Here is a 24,509-nt window from a genome sequence, read left to right on the forward strand (position 1 = left end):
CGCCGGCCGGCCACCACGTCCCTCGCGGCGGCGCGCGACCAGTGGGCCTGCCGGCCCCCGCACCGCCAGCACCGGCCGCTGAAGAAGGGGCGCTTCCACCCGGTGGTCAAGGCGAGCCGCCTGTGGCACGCCCAGCCGCTGCGCTCGCGCCTGGTCCTCATCACCACGGCCCTGCTCACCGTCGGCCTGCTCTCCGCCTCCCTGGCGATGACCTCGCTGCTGCAGACGCACCTGCTGAGCCAGGTCGATGACCAGCTGCGCACGACGGCGACGGCCATTGGGTCCCAGGGCGCGACCCAGATCCGCACGGGCAACGAGTCGCTCATGCCGTCGACCTACTACGTGGAGGCCCAGTACCTCGACGGCGAGTCCGGCTTCATGATCAACGACGACACGGCCCGCGAGTACGGCGTCCCCCAGGTCGGTGAGCTCAGCCTCGAGGAGGCCCTCGCCCAGGTCACCGGGCCCCAGCCCTACACGGTCTCCTCCGACCTCATCGGGCACCCCTGGCGGGTCATCTCCCTGCCGCTGCGGGACTCGCGCACGGGCGAGTACCTGGGGGTCGTGGCCATCGCCCTGCCGCTGACGGACCTGCTCGAGGCGGTGGAGCGCTCACGGCTCGTCGTGGCGCTGACGGACGTGGCGATCATCCTCGTCGGCGCCGTCGCGGGAACCTACCTGGTCCACCGCTCCTTCAGGCCGCTGCGCCAGATCGAGACGGTGGCGGGGCGCATCGCCTCGGGCGACCTGTCTGCGCGCGTGCCGCTGACGGAGCCGCGCGACACGGAGGTGGGCTCGCTCCAGCGCGCGCTCAACCAGATGCTCCAGCAGAACGAGCGTGCCTTCAGCGTCCAGGTCGTGGCCCAGGAGCGGATGACGCGCTTCGTCTCCGACGCCTCCCACGAGCTGCGCACACCGCTGGCGGCGATCCGCGGCTACGGCGAGCTGTACCGCATGGGCGGTGTGCCACCCGAGCGTCAGGCCGAGGTCATGGGCCGTATCGAGACCGAGGCCTCGCGCATGGGCCGTCTGGTGGAGGACCTGCTGCAGCTGGCCCGGATGGACGAGGGCCGCAAGATGGTCCTCGAGCCGGTGGACCTCACCGGCGTGTGCGCGGGGGCCCTGGCGGACATGGCCGTCCTGGCCCCTGAGCGGGACTGCGCCCTCGTGGACCTGCTCGACGACGGCGCCGAGCCGGGTCCCGTCGTCGTCACCGGTGACCGGGACCGCCTGAGCCAGGTGGTGACGAACCTGCTGGGCAACGTCACCCGGCACACGCCGTCGGGCTCCCCGGTGGAGATCGCGGTGGGGGCCGTGGGCACGCAGGCCGGCCGCTGCGCCGTCGTCGAGGTGCGCGACCACGGACCGGGGGTGCCGGCCTCGGAGGCGGAGAAGGTCTTCCAGCGCTTCTACCGTGCGGACACCTCCCGCAACCGGGAGACGGGCGGCTCGGGCCTGGGGCTGGCGATCGTGTCCGCGATCGTCGGCCGGCACGGGGGCAGCGTGCGCATGCTCCAGACGCCGGGGGGCGGTGCGACCGTGCGCATCGAGATCCCGCTGGCGCCACCGGGCCCGATGGACTCACAGGGCTCACCGGGCAGCACGGTCCCGGGCGTCTGAGCCGGGACGAGGGTCCCCCCACCGGGCGGCCCGGGACGCCCACGGTGTGACCTCGCTTGCCCCGGGGTGGCCTTCGGAACACCGGGAGGGCCCCTGCCGGCCGTGCGCTGGTCCTACGATGGGGCGTCCTAGGTTCCGACCCGGAGGCTCTTCCCATGGGCGTCGTCGACGCACCTCAGTGGCTCCTGCCGGCCTACGTCCGCTCCGTGCGGGCGCTGGGCTCGACCGCGACCACCGAGCAGGTGCACCAGGCCGGTGAGCGCCTCATCGAGATGTGGGCGAGCCCCGACCGCCGCTTCCACAACCTCAAGCACGCCATCGACATGCTGGCCCGCGTGGACGAGCTCGCGGACGAGTCGCACAACCCGGACGTCATGCGCCTGGCCGCCTGGTACCACGGCTGCGTCTTCTCCTCGGCGTCGGAGCAGACCTACTGTCGCAACGGCGGGGAGGACGAGGAGGCCTCGGCGGCCTACGCCCGTGAGGACCTCACGGCCCTGGGCGTGCCGGAGAGGGTCACCGAGCGCGTGTGCGCGCTCATCATCAACCTCAAGCGTCACAACCTGGAGCAGGGCGACATCGACGCCCTCGCACTCAATGACGCGGACCTGGGCACGCTCGCCGTGGACCCCCAGGAGTACAAGCGCTACCGCGAGCTCGTGCGCCAGGAGTACGCCCACATCCCCGACGGCGACTACCTGCGCGCCCGTCTGGCGATCGTCTCCCGGCTCCTGGCGCGCGAGAGCCTGTTCTGCTCGCCGCTGGGGCAGCGCTGGGAGGCCGCCGCGCGCGAGAACCTTGAGGCGGAGCGCAAGCGCCTGGAGGACGGTCTGGCCGCCCTGCCCAATGAGGTCGTCGTGCCTGCCGGCGGCCTGGACGAGCACGAGGCCGTGCAGAGCGGTGCCGCCGGCGAGCCGGCCGTCTCGGCCACGGACACGCCGGCTGCCCCGGCCGGGGCCGGTGGGCCCACCGGGTCCACTGGGGCCACCGGGTCCACTGCGCCGGGTGCGCCGGCCGAGCCCTCCCAGTCGCCTCAGTCGGCTCACAGCGCCCCCACCCCGAGTGGTGGCCTGCCGCGCGTGAGCACGCCGCCGACCGCACGCACGAGCACGCCGCCGGTGCGTCGCGCCGAGACCGCCGCCAGGGCGCTGGGCCCGCAGGAGGTCTCCCGGGTGATGGAGCACGCGACCTCGATGGAGTCCTGCATCGAGGACCTTGACGCGATCCTGTCCTCCAAGCCGCTGGGGCAGGAGGCGCCGGCGGACCGTCAGGCCCAGGCCGAGTCCGAGCGCCTCAAGATGGCGGAGCGCCTGCGGCTCAAGGCCGAGGAGGCCAAGTGCCTGCGCGAGGCGCGCACGGGTGAGATCACGCCGGTGGTCGCCGAGATCGTCGACGACGGCGCCGCCGGGCTCTGAGGGCCACCGCCCCTCCCCTCGACGGCCCCGTCGGGGCGGAGCTACGTGAGTCAGGCTGCCGGGCTCCACAGGCGCCTTCCGCGTCAGCCGACTACCGGGTTTGTCCACAGGCGGGGTGGCGGGGCCTCGCCGTCGACGCAGCGCCCTCCTAGCGTGGTCCTGCGCCCGCACCGGACGCCGCCCCCCAAGGAGCCCGAGGAAGGACCCCGCCATGCCCGTCTTCTCCGTCGACACCCAGGCCGTCACCGACACGGCCGCACGCACGCGCACCCGCGTCACCACGATCCAGGAGGAGGTGGACGCCATGAGCGCGGACATCGGCCTGCTGCAGGAGTCCTGGACCGGTGGCGCGGCCTCGTCGATGGCCACCTGCGCCAGCGACTGGCACCTGACCCAGCTGCAGGTGCAGTCGAGCCTGGACGCCATCAGCCTGGCCCTGGACCAGGCGGCGACCTCCTACGACGAGGCGGAGAGCACGACCACCTCCCTGTTCACGACCCCGCCGGCGCGCTGAGCCGCACAGGCCGGCGCCCGGGCGGAGCACCTCGGAACGCGACCGGGCCGCCCCTGCTGCTGCAGGGGCGGCCCGGGTCATGACCGTGCGGGGTCAGCCGTCTGGTCGTGGGCTCAGTACATGCCACCCATGTCGTCACCGCCGGCGGCCGGGGCGGCCGGGGGCTCCGGCTTGTCGGCGACGACGGCCTCGGTGGTGAGGAACAGGCCCGCGATGGAGGCGGCGTTCTGCAGGGCGGAGCGGGTCACCTTGACCGGGTCGGCGATGCCGGCGCCCAGGAGGTTGACGTACTCGCCGGTGGCGGCGTTGAGGCCCTCACCGACGGGCAGGTGGCGCACGCGGTCGACGACGACGCCGCCCTCGTAGCCGGCGTTGACGGCGATCTGCTTGAGCGGGGCCTCGACGGCGACGCGGACGATGGCGGCACCGGTGGCCTCGTCACCCTCGAGCTCGAGGGAGTCGAGGACCTCGGCGGCCTGGATGAGGGCGACGCCACCACCGGCGACGATGCCCTCCTCGACGGCGGCCTTGGCGTTGCGCACGGCGTCCTCGATGCGGTGCTTGCGCTCCTTGAGCTCGACCTCGGTGGCGGCACCGGACTTGAGGACGGCGACACCGCCGGCGAGCTTGGCCAGGCGCTCGGAGAGCTTCTCCTTGTCGTACTCGGAGTCGGAGTTCTCGATCTCGCCACGGATCTGGGAGACGCGGGCCTCGATGGCGTCCTTGTCCCCGGCGCCCTCGACGATGGTGGTCTCGTCCTTGGTGACGACGACCTTGCGGGCCTGGCCCAGGTCCTCGAGGGTGGCGTTCTCGAGCTTGAGGCCGACGGTCTCGGAGATGACGGTGCCGCCGGTGAGGATCGCCATGTCCTGCAGCATCGCCTTGCGGCGGTCGCCGAAGCCGGGGGCCTTGACGGCCACGGACTTGAAGGTGCCGCGGATGCGGTTGACGACGAGGGTGGCCAGGGCCTCGGCCTCGACGTCCTCGGCGATGATGGCCAGCGGCTTGCCGGACTGCATGACCTTCTCCAGCAGGGGCAGCAGGTCCTTGACGTTGGAGATCTTGGACTCGACGAGCAGGACGTAGGCGTCCTCGAGGACGGCCTCCTGGCGGTCGGCGTCGGTGACGAAGTAGGGGGAGATGAAGCCCTTGTCGAAGCGCATGCCCTCGGTGACCTCGAGCTCGAGGCCGAAGGTGTTGGACTCCTCGACGGTGATGACGCCGTCGTGGCCGACCTTCTCCAGGGCCTCGGCGATGAAGGAGCCGATCTGCTCGTCAGCGGCGGAGATCGAGGCGGTGGCCGCGATCTCGTCCTTGGTCTCGACGTCCTTGGCGTCGGCGAGCAGGCGCTCGACGACCTTGGTCACGGCCTTGTCGATGCCGCGGCGCACGGCGATGGGGTTGGCGCCGGCGGCCACGTTGCGCAGGCCCTCGCGCACGAGCGCCTGGGCGAGGACGGTCGCGGTGGTGGTGCCGTCACCGGCGACGTCGTCGGTCTTCTTGGCGACCTCCTTGACGAGCTCGGCGCCGATCTTCTCGTAGGGGTCCTCGAGCTCGATCTCCTTGGCGATGGTGACGCCGTCGTTGGTGATCGTGGGGGCGCCCCACTTCTTGTCGAGGACGACGTTGCGGCCCTTGGGGCCGAGGGTGACCTTGACGGTGTCGGCGAGGACGTTGAGGCCTCGCTCCATTCCGCGGCGGGCCTCCTCGTCGAAGGCGATGATCTTGGCCATGTGGTGATTCCTCCACTGGGGTTGGGTGACCGGCCGGCGCCCGCGACGGACGGGTCGGCGCTCCGCGTTCCTGTCCCGCGGAGCACTGGCCCTCACCTGCTGGTCTGGTTGCCTCACCGGGGCGGCGTCGTGGCCGGAGCGGGTCCGGCTGTCACTCGACAGCCCCGAGTGCTAACCGCAACTCTGGCACTCTCGCCCCTTGAGTGCAAGACGCTCAGGTCTGGGTCGGCTGGCGGCGAACTGAGCGCACCGTCGTCGGCGCGGGCCTCACTCCACGAAGTCGTCGCGCAGAACCAGGACGATCGGGTTGGACACTGCCATCTGCGGGTCCTCGACGACGTTCGTGATGCCCAGGGCCTCGGCGACCGCCCGGGCGGTGGCGGCGTGCTCCGGGGCGGAGTAGTAGACGGTCGTGAGCTCCGGCTCGGCCTCCTCGTAGGAGCCCGGGGAGACCGTGACCGCGGTGTAGCCGGCGTTGGAGAGCCGGTCCGAGGTCCGGGCGGCCAGCCCGTTGGTGACCGTGCCGTTGTGGACCGTGACGCCCGTCGTGAGGTCGGCCGTGGCGGGCTCCTCGGTGGGCTCGGCCGGCTCCGGCTCGGCCGGGGCCTCGGTCTCGGCGACGGCCGGGGCCTCGGTCGCGGCGGTGTCCTGGGCCGTCTCGGTCTGGGTCGGACCCGTCACGGCGCCGCCGGGCAGCGCGGACCTGGATCCGAGCAGCGCGACCGCCCCCCAGGCGAGCAGCGGGACGACGACGATGACCAGCAGCAGCGGCAGCCAGCCGCGCCAGGCCGGCACGGGGGCGCGGTGGACTCCGACGGGTACGGGCCCGTCGTCGCTCCGGGCGTCGAACTCGTCCTCGGGGTACGGGTACTGGCTCACACGGCGAGAATAACCGCAGCGGGGCGGATCCGGCCGTGCGGCGCGGCGTGGGCCGCGGCTACGCTCGGCGCGTGAGTGACGCCAAGCCCCTGTCCGAGCTGGTCGACCCGTCCTGGGCGGCGGCCCTGGCTCCCGTCGAGCCCACGGTCCACGAGATCGGCGCGCGCCTGCGCCAGGAGATCGCGGCGGGACGCGGCTACCTGCCGGCGGGCACCGACGTCCTGCGGGCCTTCACCTACCCGATGGAGGAGGTCAAGGTCCTCATCGTCGGGCAGGACCCGTACCCGACGCCGGGCCACCCGATGGGGCTGAGCTTCTCCGTCCAGCCGGGGGTCCAGCCTCCGCGCAGCCTGGTCAACATCTACACCGAGCTGATCTCGGACCTGGGTGTCGAGCGTCCGACGACGGGCGACCTCACGCCGTGGTCGCGCCAGGGGGTCATGCTCCTCAACCGCGTGCTCACGGTGCGCCCGGGGGCCCCGGCCTCGCACCGCGGGTGGGGCTGGGAGACGGTGACGCAGCGCGCCATCGAGGCGCTGGTGGAGCGGGGAGGGCCGCTGGTGGCGATCCTGTGGGGGCGTCCGGCGCAGTCGCTGACCCCCCTGCTGGGGATGACGCCCGTCATCGCCTCGCCCCACCCCTCGCCGCTGAGCGCGTCGCGGGGGTTCTTCGGGTCGCGTCCGTTCAGCCGGGCGAACGAGATGCTGGTGGCGCAGGGGGCCGCCCCCGTGGACTGGCGCCTGCCCTGAGAGCGTCGACGGCGACGGCGGACCGGATGGAGGAGCGAGGGCAGCTGGCCCGCCCGGCCGTGACGACATGGTGGGCTGGCTGCCGCCCTCATCGCCCTGCGTAGACACTGACGGGTGGGTCGTCCCGGCTGTCAGACGCCCGTGGTGCAGGCACTCCTGAGCACATATGGTGAGGTCAGCCTTGCCTAATTGACGGAGTGAGACCATGAGCAGCCCCTGGGAGATCTACGACGCCCTCATCGACGACCTCCCGACCGACGTCACGGTCACCGCCTCGCACCGCGACCCGCGGTGGACGCGCGCGTTCTCCAGCGCCTGCCCGCTCACGGGCGCCGCAGCGGGCATGGGCACCGCCTGGACGATGCAGGTCACCTCCCCTTCGCCCGCACCGCCCTGCCGACGGCGGCCGAGGTGCAGGTCCTCGAGCGGAGCCTGCGCCCGGACGACTACCCGGACACCGCCTGCAAGTACCTGCTGCCCGAGGCGGACTACGTCTTCATCTCCTCCTCGTCCCTGGTCAACAAGACCGCGCCGAGGCTCGTGGCGCTGGCGGCCGACGGCGGCGCCCACGTGGTCATGGTGGGGCCGTCCACGCCCCTGCACCCGCTGTGGCTCGAGATGGGTGTGGAGACGGTGACGGGCTGGGTCCCGGACGCCGGTATCCGCCCCGACCGGCCGCAGTCCCTGCCGGCTGACGGCACCATCGGGGCCGGCACCCGCGTGCACCTGGGGCTCGCCCCCGGCCAGCAGCGCCAGGCGCTCTGAGTGGAGCCGCGTATCGGACTCGAACCGATGACCTGCTGTTTACAAGACAGCTGCTCTACCAACTGAGCTAACGCGGCGTCGCGGGACAGCCTACAGGCAGGCGTGCGCAGCCAAGGACCCGCCCGGGGCGCCCCGGCCCTCCGGGCTCAGCCCGCGACCCCACCCGCGCGGATGAGGTCGGTCAGGCCCGTGGCGGTGGCGATCTTGGTCAGGTCCGCCGTCTTGCCCGCGACGAGGACGGTGGGGGTGGCGTTGACGCCGTACTCCTTGAGGGTCTGGTCGCCCAGGGCGGTCCAGGCGGCGTAGCGGTTCTCCTTGATGGCCGCATCGATCCGGGCCGACACGTCCGCGGAGACCCCGGCCTCACCGGCGGCGGTGACGATGTTGGCGACCGTCATCATCGACGTGTCCTGGGCGTCGTAGATCCGGGCGAAGAGGGTCATGAGGGCGGCGTGGAAGGCGAAGGACGCCTCGGGCTGCTCGTCGAGCACCAGGCCCATGGCGTTCATCGCCATGTCCGTCCAGCCGCTCTTGAGGAGCTTGCTGGGCCGCAGCACCACCGTGACGTCCCCGCTCTCCACGAGGCTCTTGATCTCGTCGTGGTGAAGGTTCTCGAAGTAGGCGCAGAAGTGGCAGGAGTAGTCGAAGAAGATCTCGACGATGGTGGCGCCCGACGCGGTGGACCCGGGCTCGAGGGAGCCCCCGTAGGTCCAGGAGGCGTCGGACAGCACGGGACCGGGCACCCCGGCGGTGCTCGCCTTCTTGCTGGCGATGGTGCCGCCGCTGAGCTGGGGGCGGTTGCGGGACTGGACGTACATGGTGCCGCCGACCCCGGCGACGCCGACGACCGCGGCACCGATGAGGGCGCGGCGGGTCAGGCGCGCGCGCCTGTCCTTGCGCTCCTGCTCCTCGCGCATGGCCCGGGCCTTGGCGCGCGCGGCCTCACGGCGCTGGGCCTTGGTGGTCCTGTCGTTCGACGCCATGGGTCTCCTCGTTCTCGGCTGCTGTCGCTGACGCTAGCCATTGTGCCTGTCGGGCCCCTGGGAGCCGTAGCCGCGGGCGGTGAGTCGTCCCTCACGGCCCGCACGGGGGCTCAGAGGGCCAGGGGCGCCAGGGTCGTCGGGGGCATGGCGCCCAGGGCGAAGAGCCCGGCCACGCCGAGCACCGCCGAGAGCAGCACCATGACGAGGATGAGGCGCGGGGAGGTGGAGCGGGTGAGCGTCTCGATGAGCCTGCGCCCGCCCCGGCGCGTGGGCGCTCCCCACGGGACGAACCAGGCCACGGACAGGAACACGGCCACGAGCGCGGCGCTGAAGGCTCCGGCGCGGTGGTACTCGCTCAGTCCCTGCACCACCCCGGGCAGCGCGCTGAGGTCCAGCCCGACGGCGGCGCCCCCGTAGGCGATGAGGACGGCCACGAGACCCCCGACGAGGACGGCGGCCGCGGACGCGGCGACCGAGCGCAGGAGGTACACCGGGGACAGGGCGACCATGCGGGCGGTGTCCCCGCGTCCGGCGCGACCGGCCTCCAGGCGCCTGACGCGCCGGGCGTCGTCGGCCCTGCCGACGGTGCCCGAGATGACGATGAGCACCGCGGCGACGAGGACGGACCACGTGGGCACCCACACGCCCAGAGCGGCCAGGAGGAGGGCGACGGAGGTCACCACGAGCCGGTGCGGGCGAGGCTCGCGCGCCCACTCGGGCAGGAGGAGGGCATCCTCGGGCCTCCGCTCCCGCCCGGGCTGCTCGACGGGGCCGGCCGGGACGGGCTGGGACGCGGGCTGGGGCCCGTAGACGCGCGGGTCCGGGACGCCGGCGGCGCGCGCGCCGACCGGGGTGCTGAGGTAGCCGTAGCCTCCCGACGGCGACGCCCCCGGCACGGGGACGGGCCGGGGCCCCGGGCCCGCGGGACCCACTGGGCTCACAGCGCTCACCGGGCTCACGGGGTTGGCGGGGCTCGCGCCGGCCACCGGCGCGCTCGGCACGGAGCCGTAGGAGGAGGGGGCTCCGCGCTCCCCGAGGGTCCGCGCGAGGGCCGCCTCGCCGCTGCCGCCGTCGGCGACCTCGTCCAGCACCGCGAGCAGGTCGTCCACGCTCAGGCGGTCGCCCTCCTCGGGGGCCAGGGCGGCGGTGAAGGCGCGGGCGAGGGCGGGGCTGGCCGTCTCCAGGTCCCCGAGCTCGGGGGTCCCGGCGTAGACACGGCGGAAGACGGCCTGCCACGGGCCGGAGCCGAAGGGGGCGCGGCCGGTGACGGCGAAGAGGAGGACGCCGGCGCAGGCGTACCAGTCGACGCCGGGGCTGGGGTCGCCGCCGTCGAGCATCTCCGGCGGGATGAAGCCGGGGGTGCCGGTGACCTGGCCGGTCTGGGTGAGGCGGACGTCGTCGGCGACCTGGGCGATGCCGAAGTCGATGAGGACGGGTCCCTGCGCGCCCAGCATGACGTTGGAGGGCTTGAGGTCGCGGTGGATGACCCCGGCGGCGTGGACGGCCTTGAGGGCGTCCACGAGCCCGTGGGCGAGGTCGGCCAGGTCCCGGGCGTCCTCGGTGAGATCGTAGGCGCCCTCGTGGTCCACCTCGTGCTGGAGGGTGGGGCCGTCGACGAGCTCGGTGATGACGAAGGTGACGCCCGTGCCGTCGGCGCCGTCACCGGTCTCGATGTCGAGGATGCGGGCCACGCGCGGGTCGCGCACGCGCGCGAGGACGGAGGCCTCGCGGTCCAGGCGCCTGCGGGCCATGGGGTCCGCGGCGATCTGGGGGTGGAGGATCTTCATGGCGACGTGGTGGCAGTCGCCGTCGGAGACCTCCCACACGACGCCCATGCCCCCGGCCCCGAGCCGGCGGACGAGCCGGTAGCCGCCCACCTCCGCCCCGGCGCGCAGGCCGGAGATGGAGGTGGGGGTGGTCGCCCGCACATCCGGGTTCTGCGTCATGGGCGTCACCCTACCGGGCAGCCGCGCACCACCTCCCGCTGTGAGCGGAGTCACCCATGAGTGCGAGAAGTCAGACAACCAGGCAGTGGCCCAGCGGCCTCCGCACGTGACAGGATGAGCCCGCGCCCGGCACCTGCTGGACGCATGTGTCAGTGCGGACACGCATTCGGCACCTTTCACAACGGATCGTCCGGCACGTACCTGCCGGTGAAGGGATTGCTTCCTATGGCAACGGTGACCTTTGACCACGCCACTCGCGTCTACCCGGGCAACGACCGCCCCTCGGTGGACCAGCTCAACCTCGAGATCGCCGACGGCGAGTTCCTCGTCCTCGTGGGCCCCTCCGGCTGCGGCAAGTCCACCTCCCTGCGCATGCTCGCCGGCCTGGAGGACGTCAACTCCGGCCGCATCCTCATCGGCGACAAGGACGTCACGGACGTCCAGCCGAAGGACCGCGACATCGCCATGGTCTTCCAGAACTACGCCCTCTACCCCCACATGTCCGTCGCGGACAACATGGGCTTCGCGCTCAAGATCGCCGGCACCCCCAAGGCCGAGATCGAGCAGCGCGTCAAGGAGGCCGCCAAGATCCTGGGCCTGACCGAGTACCTCGACCGCAAGCCGAAGGCCCTCTCCGGTGGTCAGCGCCAGCGTGTCGCCATGGGTCGCGCCATCGTGCGCAAGCCGAAGGTCTTCCTCATGGACGAGCCGCTGTCCAACCTGGACGCCAAGCTCCGTGTCCAGACCCGCACCCAGATCGCCTCCCTCCAGCGCTCGCTGGGCGTCACCACGGTCTACGTCACCCACGACCAGACCGAGGCCCTGACGATGGGTGACCGCATCGCGGTCCTCAAGGACGGCCTCCTGCAGCAGGTCGGCACCCCGCGCGAGATGTACGACAAGCCCGCCAACGAGTTCGTCGCCGGCTTCATCGGCTCCCCCGCCATGAACCTCGGCCGCTTCAAGATCGAGGGCGAGGACGCGGTCCTGGGCTCCGCCCGCGTCCGCCTGTCGCGCGCCACCCTCGACGCCATCAAGCCCGAGGACAACGGCAAGATCGTCATCGGCTTCCGTCCCGAGTCGCTCGACGTCGTCGCCGCCCAGGACGAGCTCTCCATCCCGGTGCGCCTGTCCTTCGTCGAGGAGCTCGGCTCCGACGCCTACATCTACGGCGAGCTCGTCGGCGCCGAGAACGCCGAAGAGAAGCTCGGCTCCGGTGAGGACTCCTCGCAGATCATCGTCCGCGTGCCCCCGCGTACCGCCCCGAACCCGGGCGAGACCGTGCACGTGCGCATCCGCCCCGGCCAGGAGCACCTGTTCTCCGCCTCCACCGGCGAGCGTCTGCCCGCCTGAGGCTGAGGCCGGCACCCGCCACCAGCACCAGCGCGAGCCCCGTCCCTCTCCTCGAGGGGCGGGGCTCGCCCCGTCTGCGCCCGGCTCGCACGCACAACCCACCACCTGAGAGAATGCGGTCATGCCCCAGTCCATGCAGATCACCGCAGCGACCATCGACCCCTCGTTGCTCGACCTGCCGTGGGAGACCCCGCTCGAGCACTGGCCCGCCGAGGTCCTGGCGGCGCTGCCCCGGGGCCTGTCCCGGCACATCGTCCGATTCGTCAACCTCTCCGAGCGCGTCATCGCCGTCAAGGAGATCGGCGAGTCCGTCGCCCACCGCGAGTACGAGCTCCTGCGCAACCTCGGGCGCCTGGGCGCGCCCTGCGTGGTGCCCACCGCCGTCATCACCGGACGCACCGACCTGGACGGCGAGGCCCTCAACTCCGCCCTCGTGACGGAGCACCTGTCCTACTCCCTGCCCTACCGCGCCCTCTTCAGCCAGTACATGCGCCCGGAGACCGCCTCGCGCCTCATCGACGCCCTCGCCGTGCTCCTCGTGCGCCTGCACCTGCTCGGCTTCTACTGGGGCGACGTCTCCCTGTCCAACACGCTCTTCCGCCGGGACGCCGGGGCCTTCGCCGCCTACCTCGTCGACGCCGAGACCGGCGAGCTCTACCCGGAGGGCCTGACCGAGGGCAAGCGCCTCTACGACATCGACGTCGCGCGCACCAACATCATCGGCGAGCTCATGGACCTCCAGGCGGGCGCCCTGCTGGAGCCCACCGTGGACACGATCGAGGTCGGCGACCGGATCGTCAGCCGCTACACCGAGCTGTGGAGCGTCCTCACCGGCGAGGAGACCTTCCCGATGGACGAGCGCTGGCGCGTGCGCCAGCGCATCGAGCACCTCAACGAGCTCGGCTTCGACGTCGGCGAGCTGTCCATGAAGACGACGGCCGACGGCGGCTCCACCACGATCTCCATCCAGCCCAAGGTGGTCGACGCCGGCCACTACCACCGTCAGGTCATGCGCCTGACGGGCCTCGACGTCGAGGAGCGTCAGGGCCAGCGCATGCTCAACGACCTTGAGGCCTTCCGCGTCTACCGGGGTCTTCAGGGCCAGCCCGTCGAGCTCGTCGCCCACACGTGGCTCGCCGAGGTCTTCGAGCCCACCATCCAGGCCGTCCCCGTCGAGCTGCGCCGCAAGCTCGAGCCCGCCGAGATCTTCCACGAGGTCCTGGAGCACCGTTGGTACATGTCCGAGCAGGCCCAGCGGGCGGTGAGCACCGAGGAGGCCCTCGCGGACTACGTCGCGACTGTCCTGCCGCAGCACTGGGACGAGCAGGCCTACCTCTCCCTGGGCGACACCCAGGAGATGGCCGCGATCTTCGACGACGAGGACGTGCCGGAGCCCGAGGACGACGCCGAGTTCGCCGCCCGCGACGAGGAGACCGCCGCCGCCTACAGCCTCAACCCCTTCGGCTTCACCGCCGGGATGAGGTTCAAGGGCGAGTAGGACGCGCTCCCTGCCCGAGGGCGCGGAGCGCGCTCTCGTCAGAGCAGCCCGGCCAATCCCCCCATGACGCCGCCGATGAACGCGTCCCCCAGACCGATCGTCGTCGGGTGCTCAGTGCGTACATCAAAGCCGGGCACGATGAGCACGCCAGCAGCCAGGACCGCCGCATCCCGGGCGAGAGCGGTGCCGACCTCCTCTCGTGGGGCCGTGGCAACGGCGTCGTACTCAGCACGTGTGTAGCCGTCTCCGTGGAGGAACCTGGTCGAAGCCATGAGGCACCCCGCCTCTCCGGCCTCGCGGAAACGCTCGGCGTCGGCGCCGATGACGGCCGCGTACCGGCTCGTGTGGACCATGATGGTCGGAGCCCCGAGTATGCCGAGCAGGTCAGTCATCATCCGCGCGACCTCGACGGGGTCGGTGAGGTCAGCTTCCCGCCCCAGGTAGCGCTGGGCCTCGTCCTCGTTGAGCGAGTGCAGTGCGAAGGTCCGCCGTACCGTCTCCAGGACGACGGCGCGCAGGGTGTCGTCATGAAACCCCGCGTCCTCATAGACGGTGGGAGTGCCGGCAGGAACGGCGGTCAGCGCCTGCTCCAGCTCGGCGAGCCGGACACGCAGCTCGGACTCCGACTTCATGGTGTTGAAGCCCGAGGCCGCGACCACGCAGGCGGTGGTCAGCACATGCGGCAGCTGCGCGCTGAGCCTCATGTGCTCGTTGGGCGGGTCGTTGACGAGAATGACCCGGTTGGGCCTGGAAGCGACCACGGTGGCGTCCTGCAGCCGGATGCTGACACCCGCCGGGTACTGCACGATGATGTGGGGGTCGAGGGAGTCCTCGTCAGCCGAGCAGATCCAGTCCACGTCGTCGGGCAGCAGACTGCGGACCTCGTCACTGATGGACACCAGGTGGACGGTGGACCCAACGCCGATGCGCGACAGTGCGAGCGCGGCCCGTACGCAGGTGCCCCCCAGTGTGACCCGGTGCTCGAAGCGCGCGTCGAAGGCGAGCAGGTCGGCACGGTCCCTGACGAAGAGCTCGCATCCGACGGCCTGGTGCACCGAGCGCAGGACGCCCAGCACGATCTCCCGCTCGCTGTGGGCAGCCGGGGACGGAGCGTCCTCGAGCTCGGCGAGAGTGATGTCGTAGCCGTCGACGAGGCGCTGGAACGCTACCGCGTCCCAGACAACCTCGTGGTCGACCGTGCCACCAAGTCCGAGGACGATCCGTCCCGACATACCAGTCTCCTTGAGCGGGTGAGGGGTCTGTGCCGATCTACCGGGATCGATCAGTAGAGGTCGGCCTTGCCTGCGGACTCGAAGAGGTCGATCTTCTGCGCAGCGCAGATCTTCAGAGCCTCCTCGCAGGGCGGCTCGATGACATTGGGCTCACGCAGGTGGACGTCCGCGAGGACCTCGCGCATCCGGGTGAAGTACGCGGACTTGATGTCTGAGGAGATGTTGATCTTGTTGATGCCGCCACGCACCGCGCCGGCGATCTCCGTGTCGGAGTTGTTGGACCCGCCGTGGAGCACGAGTGGGATCGGCAGCCGGGACTTGATCTCCTCCAGGAGATCGAGCCGCAGAGCGGGCTTGACCTCCGACGGGTACAGGCCGTGGCGCGTCCCGATGGCGATCGCCAGCGAGTCAGCCCCCGTGGCCTCGATGAAGCGCACCGCGTCGTCGGGGTTGGTGTAGAGGATCTCCTCGGAGCCGGTCTCTCCGTACTGGTCCGAGACCCCGATGGTGCCCAGCTCGGCCTCCACGGACAGCCCGACCGCATGGGCCGCATCGACGACTCGGCGGGTCTCGGCGACGTTCTCCTCGAAGGAGACGAAGGACTTGTCGATCATCACGGAGGTGAAACCGCACTGGATCGCCCAGAGGACCTGCTCATAGGAGCCGCCGTGGTCCAGGTGGATCGCCGTCGGGACTGAGGACTCGTGGGCGATACGGATGATCGAGCTGAGCATGTCCGCACGGGTGTGCGCGAGCTCGTCCGGATGGATCGCGATGATGTGCGGAGAACGCCTCTCCTCACAGATGTCCACGACGGCGTGAAGCATGGAGTAGGAGGAGATGTTGAACGCTGGGACCGCGAATCCGTGCTTATGAGCGACGGCAAGGATCTCATTTCCTGTGGTCAGCATCTGGTGTGAACCTTCCTGTGTGAGGTCGTCAAGTTCAGTTCTTGACGGATCCAGCGGTCATACCTCCGATGAAGTACCGCTGGAAGAAAATGAAGAGGATGATGACGGGGATCGAGCCCAGGACAGACATCGCCATCATCTCGTTCCACTCATAGGAGTGCTGTCCCATGAGGAGCTGGATCCCGATCGGCACCGTGCGCATGTCATTCGTGCGTGTGAGCGTGAGGGCGAAGAGGTACTCGTTCCACGCGATCATGAAGGTGTAGATGCCGACGGACACGATTCCGGGGACCGAGATGGGCACCAGCACCTTCCACAAGGCCCCGAAGGTGCTGGTGCCATCGACCTTGGCGGCCTCGTCCAGCTCGCGCGGCAGCGTGTTGAAGTAACCGGTCAGCATGATGATCGCGTAGGGCAGCGTGAACACCATGTAGGTGAGAATGAGGCCCTGGTAGGTGTTGTAGAGCCTGAGCGTCACCATGAGCCCGAAGAACGGGATGAGCAGGGTGATCGGCGGGACCGCCTGCACCGAGATGACGACGACGTTGAGGACGCGCTTCCCGGGGAACTCGAAGCGGCTGAAGGCGTATCCCGCCATGATGCCGACGACGAGGGTCAACGCCGTCACCGTGAGCGCCACGAGGTAGCTGTTGATGAAGAACCGGATCTTCTCGGGGTCGTGGAAGATCGACAGATAGGCGGCGAAGGAGCTGCCCTCCTCGATGATCCTGGGTGGGGTCGCGAAGATCCGTGCGTTCGGCTTGAAGGAGGAGACGAGCATCCAGAAGACAGGCAGACCGGCGAAGCAGCCTCCGAGGATCAGCCCCACCCAGACCGCGGTGACGTGCAGGAGCCGACGTCGCTGCTTGGCACCCATGTCAGTCCCTCGCTCTCTGGCTGCGCACATAGAAGAACGCCAGGATCATCGACAGGATGAGGATGATGACGGCGCTGGCCGAGGCCCCGGCGAAGTCGTACTCGGAGAAGGCCATCTTGTAGGTGAAAGTCGACAGCATCTCGGTCTTGTTGAGTGGGCCGCCACCCGTGGTCATCCAGATGAGGGCGAACTGCTGTGAGGTCCAGATGAAGTCGAGCAGGGCCATCGAGATGATGATGGGGCGCAGCTGCGGGATGGTGATCGACCAGAAGCGTCGCAGGACACCGGCTCCGTCGACCTCCGCGGCCTCGTAGAGGTCGCGGGAGATGCCCTGCAGCCCGGCGAGGATGGAGATCATGAAGAACGGGTAGCCGCTCCAGATGTTGATGAAGGTGACGACGGCGAGGGCGAGGCCGGGGTCGGCGAGATACTCGTGCTGTCCCGAGACCAGGCCGACTGAGGACAGGACGGCGTTGACGACTCCATTGGGGTTGAGCAGCAGCCGCCACAGGATCGCGATGATCGCGACCGTCAACAGCCAGGGCAGGACGAAGATCGTGCGGAAGACGGCTTTGGTGACGTTGGAGACGGCGTCGGAGTTGAGCAGCAGCGCGAAGCCGAGCCCGATGAGCATGTGGGCGACGACGCTGACAACGACGAAGACGATCGTGTTTCCCAGCGCTGTGCGGAACTTCGCGCTGGTGAGGATGTCGATGTAGTTCTCCAGGCCGACGAAGTGGGACTGCTTCGTCATGATGACAGCGTCCTGGAGGGAGTAGCCCATGACGATGATGATCGGAACGACCATGAGGACGAGGAGCAGGGTCACCGTGGGCGACAGGTACGCGTACGGCACCAGGACCCTGGTGACACGGGTGCCGAGGGGCAGGGTGCGGGTGCCTGCACCGCTGTCTTGCTCGGGAGCGGCTTCACTGGCGCTCATCTACTGACCTTCCTGAGGTGCTGTGGGCCCGGCGTCGGGTGAGGGCGGCCGGGCCCACAGCCGTTGTTGACGGCGTAACGGGTGTCAGAACGCCTCGTCCCAGGCCTGCTGGGTGTTGCTCAGCATCGTGTCGACGTCGATGTCGCCACTGAGGTAGGCCTGGAACTGCTCCTCGAAGTCGCGCATGAGCGTCTCCGAGACGGGCAGGCCGACGAACTCGTTGGCGGGTGTGCCAGCGGACCAGATCTCGAAGGCCTTCTTGAGGACCTCATCGCTGTTGACATAGTCGGGCGTGGCGGCCGTGTTACCGGGGAAGGCCTTGGCGTCGTTGGACAGTGAGGCGTTGACCTCGGCGGACATGAGGAACTGGACGAGCTTCCAGGCCTCGGCAGGGTGGTCGGTCGAGCCCGAGACCCCGATCCCCCAGGAGGCGTAGGGCATGCCTCGTTCGCCGCTGTACCCTGCGACGGCGGGCAGGGCCGAGATGTCGAAAGCAAGGTCGGGGTTGCCCTCGCGGATCGTGTGGACGTGGGCAAGGGAGTCGATCATGAGTCCGACGCGTCCGTTGGTGAAGTCCTCGACCTTGTCCTGCTCCTTCATGGTGAAGGCACCGGGTGAGACGACGTCTGCGTCCCACAGCCGCTTGATGAACTCGCAGGCGCTCTTGACGTCGTTGTTGCCGACGAGGTTGGGTTTGCCGTCGTCGGTGAGCATGGAGCCGCCCGAGGCCCAGACCCAGGACATGATGTCGTTCTGGGCCCCATTGGGGGCCTCGAGGGACAGGGGAAGCGCCCATCCGGAGACGTCGGAGGAGGTGGCGGCGACCGCCTTGGCCGCCTCCTCGAACTCCTCGCGGGTCGATGGCATCTGCGTGACTCCGGCGCTCTCCAGCAGGCCCATGTTGGCGAACATGGGGTAGACGAAGTTGACGACGGGGATCATGTAGGTGGCGCCGTCGATCTTGATCTGGCTGGCCAGCTCACTGTCGTCGTAGCCCTGCTCGGCCATGAGCGCCGTGAGGTCGGCGATGGCGCCCTGCTTGGCGAAGTCGCTCACCCAGGCGCCGTCCAGGCCCACGATGTCTGGCATCGTCCGGGCGGCGGCACCTGCGACGAGCTGCTCCTTGGTGGAGGCGTAGGGACCTGACAGCAGCTTGACCTTGATGCCGGGGTTCTCCCGCTCGAACTGGTCCATGAGGGCGCGGAAGGTGCCCTCGGGCAGCTCGGGCTCCCACCACTGGGTGAACTCGAGGGTGACATCGCCGTCTCCCTCTCCCTCGGAGCCGCCGCCCGCGCAGCCCGCCAGGCCGAGTGCAGCCAGGGCGGACGCGGCCGCCGCCATCTTCCCGAATTCACGCCTGCGAAGTTCCATGGTTCACTCCATCGTCATTGATATGAGCTGCGTCATCGTGCCGTTTCCTACGTGTTTCTGACGCCTGACACGAAGGATAATGCGCTTTTATGCGTCTTGTCTAGAGGCAAAAGAAGTAACGAAACCGTAACGACCCGACTGCAGCCGCATGACGCCCTTATGCTGAGGCCATGAACGACGCAGCCTCCCGCCTCCCCGCCAGTCGCAAGGCGGAGGTCGCGGCCTTCGTCAACCGCCTCGGACAGGTCACCGTCTCAGCACTGGCCGAGCGCTTCGGCGTCTCCGCGGACACCATCAGACGCGACCTCGACCAGCTCGACTCCGATGGTCAGCTCATCCGCACGCACGGGGGTGCCATGTCCACCTCCGCGGTCCCCTGGCACGACACCAGTCTCGACGACCGCTCACGCCTCCAGGCCGCCCAGAAGGACGTCATCGGCCGCCTCACCTCGGACCTCGTCGTCGACGGCAACGTCCTGTTCATCAACGGTGGCACCACCACACTCGCGCTCGTCCCCCACATCACCGAGCGCCGCGAGCTCATCATCGCCACGAACAACCTGTCGCTGCCGCCCCTGCTCAACGACGAGATCTGCCGCGACCTGTACGTGATCGGCGGCCACGTGCGGATCTCCGGGCTCGTGACCGTCGGCCCCGTCTCCTTCTTCTCGCCGATCTCCGACGCCGAGAACGAGATCCACGTCGACCTCGCCATCATCGGGGTCGGTGCCGTCGACACCGAGGGCGTGTCCACCTCCAACCTCGACGAGGCGGCCATGCTCAGCCAGATGGCGCGACGCGCCCAGCGCGTCGCGATCCTCGCTGACACCACCAAGCACAACCGCAGGCTCTTCGCCTCGGTGTGCGACTGGTCCCACGTCAACTACCTCGTCACCAACGACCGCCCCTCCGGGGAGCTCGCCGAGGCTCTGAGCGACGCTGGCGTCGAGGTCCTCGCGCCCACCCAACAGAACTGACACGGGAGACCCCATGACCTCCGACTCCATCCGGCCGCTGTTCGACGCCGAGGCCCGCGCCCTGCTCGATTTCGGTAAGCAGTCGCGCACCGGGGCCGGCTTCGGCTGGCTCAATGACGACGGCGAGCTCACCCCCTCCCAGGGCGTCCAGCTGTGGATCACCGGGCGCATGACCCACTGCTTCGCGCTCGGGCACCTGCTCGGCGACGCGGACGGCCTGCCCCTCGCCGCACACGGTGTCGCCGCCCTCCTCGACGGCCCCCTGCACGCGGTCGACCGTGACGCCTGGTTCTCGCGCGTCGAGATCGACGGCACACCCGCTGACGGGGCACTCGTCTCCTACGACCACAGCTTTGTCATCCTCGCTGCTGCCTCCGCGCTGCTGGCCGGTGTCCCGCGCGCCGACGAGCTGCTCGACGCCGCTCTGGCGACCTTCGAGCGGCTGTGGTGGGACGAGGGGCTCGGCATGGTCGTCGACGCCCGCGACCCTCACACCCTCACGACCGACCCTTACCGAGGCGCCAACGCCAACATGCACACGGTCGAGGCCCTCCTGGCCGCCTACGCCGCCACCCGGGAGACCCTGCACCTCAAGCGGGCCGCACGCATCACCCGTCGCATCGCGGAGGCCTTCACCAGCCACAGCTTCCGCCTGCCCGAGCACTTCGACGAGTCCTGGACCGCCCAGCTCGACTACAACCGGGACATCCCCGCGGACGCCTTCAGGCCCTTCGGCTCAACGATCGGCCACTGGCTCGAGTGGTCGCGGCTCATGGTCCAGCTGCGCACGGCCTGCGAGAGCGAGGGCATCGAGACCCCTGCCTCCCTGGCCGTGATCCCGCAGCACATGTACCGCCGTGCGCTCCAGGAGGGCTGGGGCCCCGACGGCGAGCCCGGCTTCGTGTACACCGTCGACTTCGACGGGCGCCCCGTGGTGCACCAGCGCATGTACTGGGTGCTGTGCGAGGCCATCGGTGCCGCCGAGACCCTGCGTCATGTCACTGCGGACCCCTCCTACGACCTCGATGTCAACGGGTTCTGGGACTGGGCCCGCACCTACCTCATCGAGCGGCCCGGCCAGTGGCGCGAGGAGCTCGACGCCACCAACCAGCCCGCCTGCGGCACATGGTCCGGTAAACCGGACATCTACCACGCCCTGCAGGCCATGCTCATCGGCGCGTTGCCCGTCACGCCCTCCTTCGCCACCGGCCTGATGGCCGCGCGCACGAGCTGACGAGCCATGGCCCCACCCGACCTCGTCATCCACCGCGCCACCACCGCAGTCACCATCGCCACCACGGGTGCCATGGTCACCTTCACGGTCACCAGGGCGGACGGCGGCGTCATGGACCCGCTTTTTCGTCCCCACTGGACCCAGGCACCCGGAGACCCGCTGCTGGGGCACATGCGCGGCGACTTCCTGTGCGTCCCCTTCGGCATGCAGCCGGACCCGCAACGGCTGCCTGAGCCGTGGCGGGCCCATGCCGGCTCCCCGACCGCCTGGCCGCACGGCTACGCCGCCGCCCACGAGTGGCAGGTCGTCGCCGCCACCGACAGCCGGGCCCACCTGGCCCTGAAGTACCCGCAGGAGGACGACGTCGCCTCCGTGACGTGCCTCGTCGTCGCCCTGGAGGACGGCATCGAGGTCACCGACACCATCACCGTCCGGCGTGCCGCACGGCTCCCACTCGGCCTGCACCCGATCCTGCGGCTGCCCACCGAGGTGGGTGCCGCCCGCCTCGTCCTGCCGGGCGCCCGCTCGCTACGGACCCAGCCCGTCCCACCCGAGCCAAGCTCCCTGCTCAAAGCAGGGGCTGTCTTCCACGACCTGGCCGCGGCCCCGCTCGCAGCCGGCGGAACCGACGACCTCACTCACCTGCCCCTGGCCGGCGCGAGAGAGGAGATCATTCTGATCGATTCTCCCGCCGAGCCGCTCATCAGGCTCATCAACGAGGCCGAGCGCTACGAGGTGAGCGTCGAGTGGGACGCGAGGCACCTGCGTTCCTGCATGCTCTGGGTCTCCAACCGCGGACGCCCCTTCGCCCCCTGGGACGGACGAAACACCTGCCTCGGTGTCGAACCGGTCACCGCGGCATTCGACTACGGGACCGCGATCAGCCGAGCCGACAACCCGCTCACGCAGGACGGGATCGCCACCACCGCCACGATCTCTCCTGCGCGGCCAGTGGTGCTACGACACCGGATCCGGGTCACGCCACTGCCCTGAGCACCAGCGTCTTCTGAGGGCACTCAGGCCCTGCGCCGTCTGAGGGTCCTCAGGCTCCGGCGTTGTCTGAGGGTGCTCAGGCCCTGCACCTTCTGAGAGTGCTCAGGCTCCGAGCTCCTCGGCGACCAGGGCCATCTCCTCGTCCGCCCGGCGCCGCAGCTCCTTGTGCCGCGCCCAGGACGCCATCGACAGCTCCACCACCGCGTCGGCCACGATCATCGCGCCGAGCGTCACCATGCCCACGGAGACGTGCCCCGTGCGCTGGCGCCGCTGCACGCCCTTGCCGATGACCATGCCGCCGAGGGCCGCCTCGAGGGCCACGAGGCCGCGCACCAGCCACGGCCTCTCCGTCACCGTGTAGACGTAGGACTGCCACAGAGCCGATCCCGGGGTCTGCGGGTCGCGCAGCATGAGCCCCACCGAGCGGCCCACCGCGTTCGACAGGCCCCGCGGCTCGTGCACCACCGCACCCGGCACCTCCGCCGGCGCCAGGCGGCCCGTCAGCACCGCCTCCACCCACTCGGGCAGCCCCAGCGCACCGATCATCGCGGCCATGCCCGCCGCGCCCTCCGTGGACAGCGAGGCCGTGGCCGCCTCCAGGTCCGCGCCAGGCACCGCCTCGGCGATGGCCGTCGCGTCCGTGGAGTCCGTCAGCAGCTCCTCCACGAGGTGGCGCAGCGCCGGGCCCGGCTCGGAGACCGAGCCCCACACGTAGCGGGAGGTCATGGCCCACGAGTAGACGGCGTCGTCCTCGATCTCGTCGGTCGTCACCGCCCGCACCGTCATGTCGCCGTCGCCGGCGGTGAGGACGAGGGCCGGCAGCGACTCCTCGTCCCAGCCGAAGGCGCCCAGGCCGGGGCCCTCCCCCGTGGACATGACGATGCGGCGGTCGATGCCGGGCACGGAGGCCACGGTCAGCGGCCGCTCGAGCAGCGTCGCCTGCAGCGGCACCGTGTAAGCGCTCAGCGGGGAGACCACCACCGTGCGGGTGGACTCCGACGCCCCCGAGGGCACCTCGGGCAGCGCCACGTCGTCGGGAAGGGCGTTGAAGGAGGCCGGGCCGATGGTGACGTCGGCACCCAGCTCGCGGGCCACCTGCTCCGCCAGCTCGGACACGCCCGTGCCCGGCACGACCCCGCCGCGTGACGGCGGCGTCACGGCCACGCGCCCCTCGGCGTCGGTCAGCAGCGCCAGGCCCACGAGGTGCGTGGTCGAGGGGTACCACTCGGTGCGGGCGACGACGCCGTGCCCGCTGAGGCAGGCGGCGACCTCGTCCGGGGTGGTCCCCGGGGCGATGAGCACGCCCTCCGTGCGGTTCCAGCGCTGGGAAGCGTCCTGTGCCATCTCTGGCCTCCTGTCAGTCAGGTGCGGCTTCTGGGGCCATTCTGTCAGCAACCGGCCCGCGGCGGCAGGACCTCGGCCCACTCACTGCCCGCCGGCGGTGGCCGGGTCAGGCCCGCTCGGCCTCCCGGCGGCGCAGCCGGTCCACCTCGTACAGGGCGATGCCGGTGGCGACGGCGGCGTTGAGGGACTCGACGGTCCGCGAGATCGGGATCGAGGCGATGGCGTCGCAGGTCTCGCGCACGAGGCGCGACAGGCCCGCCCCCTCCGCGCCGGTGACGACGACGAGGGGCCCGTCGGCGAAGGTGAGGTCCTCGACGAGGGTGTCGCTGCCGCCGTCGAGCCCGACGACGAAGCAGCCCTCCTTCTTCAGCCGCTCGAGGGCGCGCACGAGGTTGGTCTCGCGCGCCACCGGCACGCGGGCGGCGGCCCCGGCGGAGACCTTCCAGACGGTGGCGTTGACGCCGACGGAGCGGCGCTCGGGAATGATGACGCCGTCGGCACCGAAGGCGCCGGCGGAGCGCAGGACCGCCCCGAGGTTGTGCGGGTCCGTCACCTGGTCGAGGGCGACGAGCAGGGGCGTGCGCCCGAGCTGGCGCGAGCGCTCGAGCAGGTCGAGGGCGGTGACGTACTCGTAGGCGGGCACCTCGATGGCGACCCCCTGGTGGACGGCGCCCTCCGTCAGGGCCTCGAGGTCGAGCTTGGTCGTCTCCAGGACGGGGGCGCCCAGGAGGGTCGCCCGGCGGATGACGGCGCCGAGGCGGTCGTCGGACTCGGCGGACACGGCCATGAAGACGCGGCTGATCGGCGCGCCGGAGCGGGCGGCCTCGGCGACGGCGTTGCGCCCGCAGACGATCTCGTAGCCGGCGGGCACCTCGAAGCGGCGGCGGATCCTCTCCAGCTGCTTGGACCGCGTGGGCTGGGCGGCGCGGGCCTCGGCGCGGGCCTTCGCCCTGGCCTTGGGGTGGCCGACGCGGTCCTCCGCCTTCGGGGTGGGGCCCTTGCCCTCGAGGCCCTGGCGGCGGTTGCCGCCCGAGCCCTTGGTCGGTCCCTTCTTGCTTCCGGGGCGGCGCCTGGCGCCGGGGTACTGCTCGTTTCCTGCCATGGTCTCGGTCCTTTCTGGGCCGGTGCTCGTGTCGTGGGCGGGAGGGCCCCGCGTGGTGCTGTGCGGCGCG

At 70.6% G+C, this 24,509-nt stretch carries 21 protein-coding genes and 1 tRNA gene; 10 read left to right on the top strand and 12 right to left on the bottom strand.

Features of this window, described 5'->3' with window-relative positions:
• Positions 1-102: 102 nt before the first annotated feature.
• The 3 genes from H6X67_RS08300 to H6X67_RS08310 all read left to right on the top strand — a co-directional run bounded on the left by H6X67_RS08300 (position 103) and on the right by H6X67_RS08310 (position 3,549).
• The gene (locus H6X67_RS08300) at positions 103-1,620 is read left to right on the top strand and encodes a sensor histidine kinase (protein ID WP_249367926.1); all 1,518 of its coding nucleotides are present in this window, start codon (positions 103-105) and stop codon (positions 1,618-1,620) included.
• A gap of 155 nt (positions 1,621-1,775) precedes the next feature.
• A complete protein-coding gene (locus H6X67_RS08305; protein WP_249367916.1) occupies positions 1,776-3,035 on the top strand; it encodes a hypothetical protein in 1,260 nt (419 codons plus the stop codon).
• A gap of 211 nt (positions 3,036-3,246) precedes the next feature.
• Positions 3,247-3,549, top strand: coding sequence for a WXG100 family type VII secretion target (locus tag H6X67_RS08310; protein WP_249367915.1), 303 nt, complete (start codon positions 3,247-3,249; stop codon positions 3,547-3,549).
• A gap of 113 nt (positions 3,550-3,662) precedes the next feature.
• On the opposite strand, the gene groL is transcribed toward H6X67_RS08310, so the two are convergent.
• Together groL and H6X67_RS08320 are read right to left on the bottom strand one after the other, a co-directional pair.
• Positions 3,663-5,282, bottom strand: coding sequence for a chaperonin GroEL (groL, locus tag H6X67_RS08315; protein WP_249367913.1), 1,620 nt, complete (start codon positions 5,280-5,282; stop codon positions 3,663-3,665).
• Positions 5,283-5,549: 267 nt separating this feature from the next.
• Entirely contained in the window at positions 5,550-6,161 is a 612-nt protein-coding gene (locus tag H6X67_RS08320; protein WP_249367911.1) for a LytR C-terminal domain-containing protein, read from the bottom strand.
• A gap of 71 nt (positions 6,162-6,232) precedes the next feature.
• Here H6X67_RS08320 and H6X67_RS08325 point away from each other — a divergent pair, with 71 nt between their 5' ends.
• Both H6X67_RS08325 and H6X67_RS08330 read left to right on the top strand, forming a co-directional pair.
• Positions 6,233-6,910 carry a uracil-DNA glycosylase gene (locus H6X67_RS08325; protein WP_249367909.1) on the top strand — a complete coding sequence of 226 codons (678 nt, stop codon included), beginning with the start codon at positions 6,233-6,235 and terminating at the stop codon, positions 6,908-6,910.
• 291 nt (positions 6,911-7,201) lie between these two features.
• Complete coding sequence (locus H6X67_RS08330; protein WP_311765831.1) at positions 7,202-7,675, top strand: Rossmann-like domain-containing protein; 474 nt, start codon at positions 7,202-7,204, stop codon at positions 7,673-7,675.
• A 1-nt stretch (position 7,676) separates the two neighbouring features.
• Here H6X67_RS08330 and H6X67_RS08335 read toward each other — a convergent pair.
• The 3 genes from H6X67_RS08335 to H6X67_RS08345 all read right to left on the bottom strand — a co-directional run bounded on the left by H6X67_RS08335 (position 7,677) and on the right by H6X67_RS08345 (position 10,604).
• Positions 7,677-7,752, bottom strand: a tRNA-Thr gene (locus tag H6X67_RS08335).
• A gap of 69 nt (positions 7,753-7,821) precedes the next feature.
• Entirely contained in the window at positions 7,822-8,658 is an 837-nt protein-coding gene (locus H6X67_RS08340; protein WP_249367906.1) for a DsbA family protein, read from the bottom strand.
• Between the two features lie 110 nt (positions 8,659-8,768).
• The gene (locus H6X67_RS08345; RefSeq protein WP_249367904.1) at positions 8,769-10,604 is read right to left on the bottom strand and encodes a serine/threonine-protein kinase; all 1,836 of its coding nucleotides are present in this window, start codon (positions 10,602-10,604) and stop codon (positions 8,769-8,771) included.
• Positions 10,605-10,829: 225 nt separating this feature from the next.
• On the opposite strand from H6X67_RS08345, the gene H6X67_RS08350 reads away from it, so the two are divergent.
• Positions 10,830-11,957: an ABC transporter ATP-binding protein gene (locus tag H6X67_RS08350; RefSeq protein WP_249367902.1), complete on the top strand. Its 1,128-nt coding sequence runs from the start codon at positions 10,830-10,832 to the stop codon at positions 11,955-11,957.
• 121 nt (positions 11,958-12,078) lie between these two features.
• A complete protein-coding gene (locus H6X67_RS08355; protein WP_249367901.1) occupies positions 12,079-13,455 on the top strand; it encodes a DUF4032 domain-containing protein in 1,377 nt (458 codons plus the stop codon).
• Between the two features lie 38 nt (positions 13,456-13,493).
• On the opposite strand, the gene H6X67_RS08360 is transcribed toward H6X67_RS08355, so the two are convergent.
• The 5 genes from H6X67_RS08360 to H6X67_RS08380 form a co-directional block, all read right to left on the bottom strand.
• Positions 13,494-14,687 carry an ADP-dependent glucokinase/phosphofructokinase gene (locus H6X67_RS08360; RefSeq protein WP_249367900.1) on the bottom strand — a complete coding sequence of 398 codons (1,194 nt, stop codon included), beginning with the start codon at positions 14,685-14,687 and terminating at the stop codon, positions 13,494-13,496.
• A 50-nt stretch (positions 14,688-14,737) separates the two neighbouring features.
• Positions 14,738-15,598: a ketose-bisphosphate aldolase gene (locus tag H6X67_RS08365; RefSeq protein WP_249367898.1), complete on the bottom strand. Its 861-nt coding sequence runs from the start codon at positions 15,596-15,598 to the stop codon at positions 14,738-14,740.
• Positions 15,599-15,632: 34 nt separating this feature from the next.
• Positions 15,633-16,475 (bottom strand): carbohydrate ABC transporter permease, encoded by an 843-nt coding sequence (locus tag H6X67_RS08370; RefSeq protein WP_249367896.1) that lies wholly within the window; start codon positions 16,473-16,475, stop codon positions 15,633-15,635.
• 1 nt (position 16,476) lies between these two features.
• Positions 16,477-17,418: a carbohydrate ABC transporter permease gene (locus H6X67_RS08375; RefSeq protein WP_249367894.1), complete on the bottom strand. Its 942-nt coding sequence runs from the start codon at positions 17,416-17,418 to the stop codon at positions 16,477-16,479.
• 84 nt (positions 17,419-17,502) lie between these two features.
• Positions 17,503-18,789, bottom strand: a complete 1,287-nt coding sequence (locus H6X67_RS08380) for an ABC transporter substrate-binding protein (RefSeq protein WP_249367891.1) — start codon at positions 18,787-18,789, stop codon at positions 17,503-17,505.
• 170 nt (positions 18,790-18,959) lie between these two features.
• Between H6X67_RS08380 and H6X67_RS08385 the strand changes: the two genes are divergently transcribed.
• From H6X67_RS08385 to H6X67_RS08395, 3 genes are read left to right on the top strand one after another with little or no spacing between them, the layout of a single operon-like run.
• Positions 18,960-19,766, top strand: a complete 807-nt coding sequence (locus tag H6X67_RS08385) for a DeoR/GlpR family DNA-binding transcription regulator (protein WP_249367889.1) — start codon at positions 18,960-18,962, stop codon at positions 19,764-19,766.
• Positions 19,767-19,779: 13 nt separating this feature from the next.
• Positions 19,780-21,000, top strand: coding sequence for an AGE family epimerase/isomerase (locus H6X67_RS08390; RefSeq protein WP_249367887.1), 1,221 nt, complete (start codon positions 19,780-19,782; stop codon positions 20,998-21,000).
• Between the two features lie 6 nt (positions 21,001-21,006).
• Entirely contained in the window at positions 21,007-21,993 is a 987-nt protein-coding gene (locus H6X67_RS08395) for an aldose epimerase family protein (protein WP_249367885.1), read from the top strand.
• A 102-nt stretch (positions 21,994-22,095) separates the two neighbouring features.
• Here H6X67_RS08395 and H6X67_RS08400 read toward each other — a convergent pair whose 3' ends face one another.
• The gene (locus tag H6X67_RS08400) at positions 22,096-23,337 is read right to left on the bottom strand and encodes a hypothetical protein (RefSeq protein ID WP_249367883.1); all 1,242 of its coding nucleotides are present in this window, start codon (positions 23,335-23,337) and stop codon (positions 22,096-22,098) included.
• 106 nt (positions 23,338-23,443) lie between these two features.
• Positions 23,444-24,439, bottom strand: a complete 996-nt coding sequence (gene rlmB, locus H6X67_RS08405; protein ID WP_249367881.1) for a 23S rRNA (guanosine(2251)-2'-O)-methyltransferase RlmB — start codon at positions 24,437-24,439, stop codon at positions 23,444-23,446.
• Positions 24,440-24,509: the final 70 nt, after the last annotated feature.

Source organism: Actinomyces sp. AC-20-1, assembly GCF_023369555.1.
In the GTDB taxonomy this organism is placed as follows: Bacteria; Actinomycetota; Actinomycetes; order Actinomycetales; family Actinomycetaceae; genus Actinomyces.